4 protein-coding genes are annotated in these 4,395 nt (G+C 69.7%); 3 read left to right on the top strand and 1 reads right to left on the bottom strand.

Going from position 1 to position 4,395, the window contains the following annotated elements; genetic code table 11:
* The 3 genes from GJ632_RS22530 to GJ632_RS19915 form a co-directional block, all read left to right on the top strand.
* Nucleotides 1–981: hypothetical protein (locus GJ632_RS22530; protein ID WP_197428112.1), on the top strand; the 981-nt coding region annotated here is incomplete at its 5' end.
* Nucleotides 974–2,467 (top strand): hypothetical protein, encoded by a 1,494-nt coding sequence (locus tag GJ632_RS19910; protein ID WP_191453844.1) that lies wholly within the window; start codon nucleotides 974–976, stop codon nucleotides 2,465–2,467. The genes GJ632_RS22530 and GJ632_RS19910, both read left to right, overlap by 8 nt.
* On the top strand, nucleotides 2,464–3,702 hold the full coding sequence (locus GJ632_RS19915; RefSeq protein ID WP_191453845.1) for a hypothetical protein: 1,239 nt from the start codon (nucleotides 2,464–2,466) through the stop codon (nucleotides 3,700–3,702). Before GJ632_RS19910 ends, GJ632_RS19915 begins: the two co-directional genes overlap by 4 nt.
* 58 nt (nucleotides 3,703–3,760) lie before the next feature.
* Here the strand turns inward: GJ632_RS19915 and GJ632_RS19920 are convergent.
* A partial coding sequence (locus tag GJ632_RS19920) for a hypothetical protein (protein WP_231751709.1) occupies nucleotides 3,761–4,395 on the bottom strand: 635 nt, incomplete at its 5' end.

The raw sequence follows: 4,395 nt of genomic DNA on the forward strand, positions 1-4,395 counted from the left end.
CTCGTCGTCGTCGCCGCACTCCTGCTGACGGCGGCGCCGGTGAGCGGTGCCTTCGACGCGGGGACGGTCGAACAGCGGGAAGAACCACAGACGGCGGACGACTTCCTCGCCGAACTCCGGGGTTACGAGGAGGAACCCGCCCTGGAGGCGTACGGCGAACTCGAAGTGGTCCGCAGTCAAGCCGTGACGAGCACGCAGATAGGTGACCTCACCGACGCGGAGGCGCGACGGATGCGACTCGTCCTCGCGACCCTCGACTCGTTCGTCAGCGCTCACGGCCTCGCCGAGGACGGCGACTACGACGCGAGCATGTCGAAGGCCGCCGAGACGGCGACGGCGATAACCGACCTGCGGGAGACAGGGGGGAGCCGGTACGCCGACCTGGCGAGTCTCGCGCTGGACCGCTTCTACGAGCGACAGGGGTCGCGCCTGTTCGAGCGGGCGCGAAACGCCGAATCGACTCCCGAACGCCTCTCGCTGCTCTCGAAGTCGGCGTCGGCGTTCAAGCGGGCGGGGGCGTCCCAGCGGTTCTCGGAGTTAGCCGTCAGAGAGAGCGACCTCCGCTCGACGTTCGAGGCGGACATTGCGACATTCGACGCTGCGACGGCGCGTGCGTCGTCGTTCCTCGACGGCTGTTCGGGCTGTGAATCGCCGCTCGCGGCCGTGCGAGCGAACCCGTCCGGCGTGTACGCGCAGTACGTCGAAGCGCGGCGCGTCCATCGACACGCCTCGCAGGCCGCGGCGATAGCGGGCGAACACTCGCTGACCGACCGACGGGAGGCGGCGACGTCGCTCGCAGCCCGGAGCGAGACGGCGCTAGAGACGTTCACCGTCGGCAGCGCGTTGCTGTCGCTCGCGTACGCACTCGTCCTCGCGGGTGCCGCCGCACTCGTCGGTCACCGCGTCGGACTGTGGGGTCGAGACGCCCGCGCAGCGCGCGTGGGCGAAATCGTTCCGGTCGTGGGGTGGGACGATGCGTAAGTCCGGCCTGCTGGCCGCTCTCGTAGCACTCGTCGTCGTCCTCGGGTCGGTCCCGTCGACGGCAGTCGCCGCGTCGGGGTCAGTCGAACTCGACGAGGCTCTCGACGACCAGGCGGAGTCCGACACGCTGTCGTTCACGTTCACCGCCGGCTCGAACGCGACGGTGACGGCGACAGAGTCGATGCGTCTGGACGGGGGCAACGTCTACTTCACCTTCGACGAGTGGGAACGGACCGACGGCGGCGGGAGCGGTGGGAGCCAGTCCTGGCAGGTGGTGGACGGCGGCACGTACCGCGTCAGTTACCACGCGACGGCCGAGTCCGGCGCGTCGGAGGGGACCCACTCGGCGACGGCCCGGGTCGAGACGCAGTCCGGCGGCTACGTCGCCAGCGAGAGCCTGTCGCTGTCGGTCGACGTGCGCTCTCCCCGGATGGGCGAGGTGCGGACGGACCAGACGACGGTCACATTCACGGACGACGACGCCCAGAGTGAGCGCGTCTCCGCCGAGATATCCAACGAGGGACGAGGCGTGATGAAGCCGACGGAGGTCACGTTCTCCGGCGTTCCGGACGGGTTCGACGTGGGCGGTGTGAGCCTCCCGAACCGAGTCGCCGGCGACAGCACCGACGGGATGAACTTCGACGTGACCGTCGATTCGTCCGTCGACGAGGGGACGTACGAGTTCTCCGCGACGCTGACCGACAACCTCGGGCACTCCGACGAGTTCCCCGTCAGCGTGACGGTGCGCAAGCCGGCCGTCGCGGAGGCGGCCACGAACACCGTCGACGTCGGCGACATCCTCGTCGGCCAGTCGTCGACGAGGACGTTCACCGTCAGAGAGGCGGCCGGATTCTCCGGACTCGACGGCGTCTCCGGCGAAATCGTCGGCGTCGAGACTGACGGCCGACTCTCGCTGTCGGGGCTGGCGTACGTCGAGACCGGCCCCGGCGGAGAGGACACCGCGGAGATGACCGTCTTGGCGGGCGACGGCGCCGACCAGCACGAGACGCTGTCGTGGGACGTCAAACTCACCGCCGACGACCGAGGGAGTCCGACGAAGACGTTCGACGTGGAGGCGCGCGTCATCTACCCCGCGAAACTCGGCGAGGTGACGGCGCCGGACACGGAGATACTGTTCGACCGGCCGAAGTCGGAGGTAGCCAGCCACACCGAGACGTCGACTGTCGAGTTCAGCAACACGGGTGACCTGCGGATGGACGTCGAGTCCGTGACGGCGACGACCGACACCGGACTCGTCGACGTCTCCGTCAGCGACGAACCGTCGTCGGTCGCCGGCCTCGACACCGGGAGCGCCACGCTCGAATACAGCGCGGCCCCGGACGCGCCCGAGGGAACCTACGAGGTCACCGTGACCGTCCGGACGCGTCGGCGGGGGAGAAGACCGTCACCCGAGCAGTCTCCGTCGACCACGGCGTCGAACTCGACGTCGAACGGAACGACGTCGAGTTCGGCGAGACGGTGGTGACGAAGGAGCGAACCGAGAGCCTGCGGGTCTCGGAACTCCTCGAGTACGAGCGCGTGGACGACGTGACGCTCGAGAAGGTGTCCGGGCCCGACCGGTGGCTGACGGTCGCCGAACGGCCGCCGAACGCGTTCGAACCCGGCGAGCGAGCACCGCTCGTGTTCGCCCTCCAGTTCGACACGCAGGCCGAACTGTACCGGTCGTACAACTGGACGTTCGTGCTGTCCGGGTCGGGCGTCGAGTCCGAGCGAATTACGGTGCGCGCGACCACGAAACCGTACTCGTTCGACCGTATCACCGACCCCCTGCGCGAGCAGTCCTCCGAGAGCGGATGGCGCGGGACCGTCGCCGGAGAGATGTCGACGTCGCTCGACCGTATCGAGTCGCGGCTGCAGTCGGGCGAGTCCGTCCCCAGCGACGACCTCTCGGCCGGCCTCGCGGCGGGACGCGGCACGCAGTTGTTCATCGAGTCGGCCGCCGCGGCCGGAGACGCCCAGTCCGCGGGGAACTACTCGGCGGCGCAGACGGCTATCGTTCGCGCCGCCGCCGCGCATCGATCCATGCGCGCGTACGTCGACGACCTGACCGCGCCGGAGGTCAGCCGACCGGCCGAAGACGCCGTCACTGCGGGCGACGAACGCCTCGGAGAACTGGTCGCCGAACAGGAGCGACACTACCGAGAGACGCTGGCAGCCGAGGACGCCACCACTATCGAACGCGCGCGAGCGAAGCGGAGTCTCGGAACCCTCGCGGCCGCCAGCGGCGAATCTGAGCGCGCCGAGCAGTTGCGGACCGAGGCCGACGCGGCGTTCGACACGTACCTCGAACAGGTGCGGAACGCGAGTGCGACCCGGCGGGACGCGCGCGACGTGCGCGCCGCCGTCGAAGCGAACGCCACGTTCGTCCTGTTCGACTACGGCGTCGTGTTGAACCCCGCCCGGTTCGACGCGGTCACCGACCGGACAGACAGGGCACTCAGCCACTACGAGCGGGCGCGGACGGAGTTCACCGCCGCGGGTGCGACCGAGGAGGCGAGTCGGACACGCGCCGAACAAGCGGCCGCGCGGCAGTCGCTCCGGGTGACCGAGTACACGCTGTACGGGTCGCTCGCCCTGTACGGACTCGTCGCGCTCGGACTCCTCGTCACCGTCGCTCGCAGACTGTACGCCTACGTGCAGGACGCGCGGACGGCGTCGAGCGGCGACTTCCTCGTCGCTTCGTCCCCGGCCGACGCCTGAGGGTCGAGGCGACGCGGGCGACGAAAAACAGTCTCGCGCTCCGACCGCAGTTCTCGCGCTACTCCTCTCGTGCCGTCGTGACGAGAACGACCGGACGCAACGCCGGGTCGTCGCGACGTCCGGACGCGGCGAGCGACCCGTCGACGGATTCGACGACGACGGACTCGCTCGCCGTCTCGTCGGCAGTTTCGGTGGTCACGTCGACGGGGAGGCGGAGTTCGTCCGCGTCCGCGTCGACGTCGACTCGGTGCGTGAACGACTCGCCCGGTTCGACCGACTCGAACGACTCGGGACCGTAGTAGAGGTAATCGTCGGGCGCCGCGCCCGTCGCCTCCACCGTCACGGCGTCGAGCGTGGCGTCTCCCTCGTTGGTGAACCGGAGGACGACTTCACCGTAGCCGTCGGCGATATCCGTCTCGGGCGCGACGGCCGCCGACAGGTCGACGGTTCGCCCCGGACGCTCCCGGCGCGCGACCAGCGTTTCGAAGTACGCCGTCGCGTCGGGGTCGTCTGCGGGCGCGTGTTCGACCGCCGCGCGGACGGCGTCGTCGGGTATCGAGTCGGTCATCGAGACCGAGCGGTCGACCGTCTCGCCGGGGTCGACGACCTCGTCGATGGTCTCCCCGTTGCGCGCCCCCCGGACGGCGATTTGGGTCACTATCCGCGGCCGGTCGCCGGTGTTCTCGACGACGA

This window comes from Halogeometricum sp. CBA1124 (genome assembly GCF_009741955.1).
Lineage (GTDB): Archaea > Halobacteriota > Halobacteria > Halobacteriales > Haloferacaceae > Halogeometricum > Halogeometricum rufum.

What these genes read in the sequence shown, in the direction of transcription:
- GJ632_RS19910 (WP_191453844.1), top strand. Translation starts at nt 974, where the DNA reads ATGCGTAAGTCCGGCCTGCTGGCCGCTCTCGTAGCACTCGTCGTCGTC.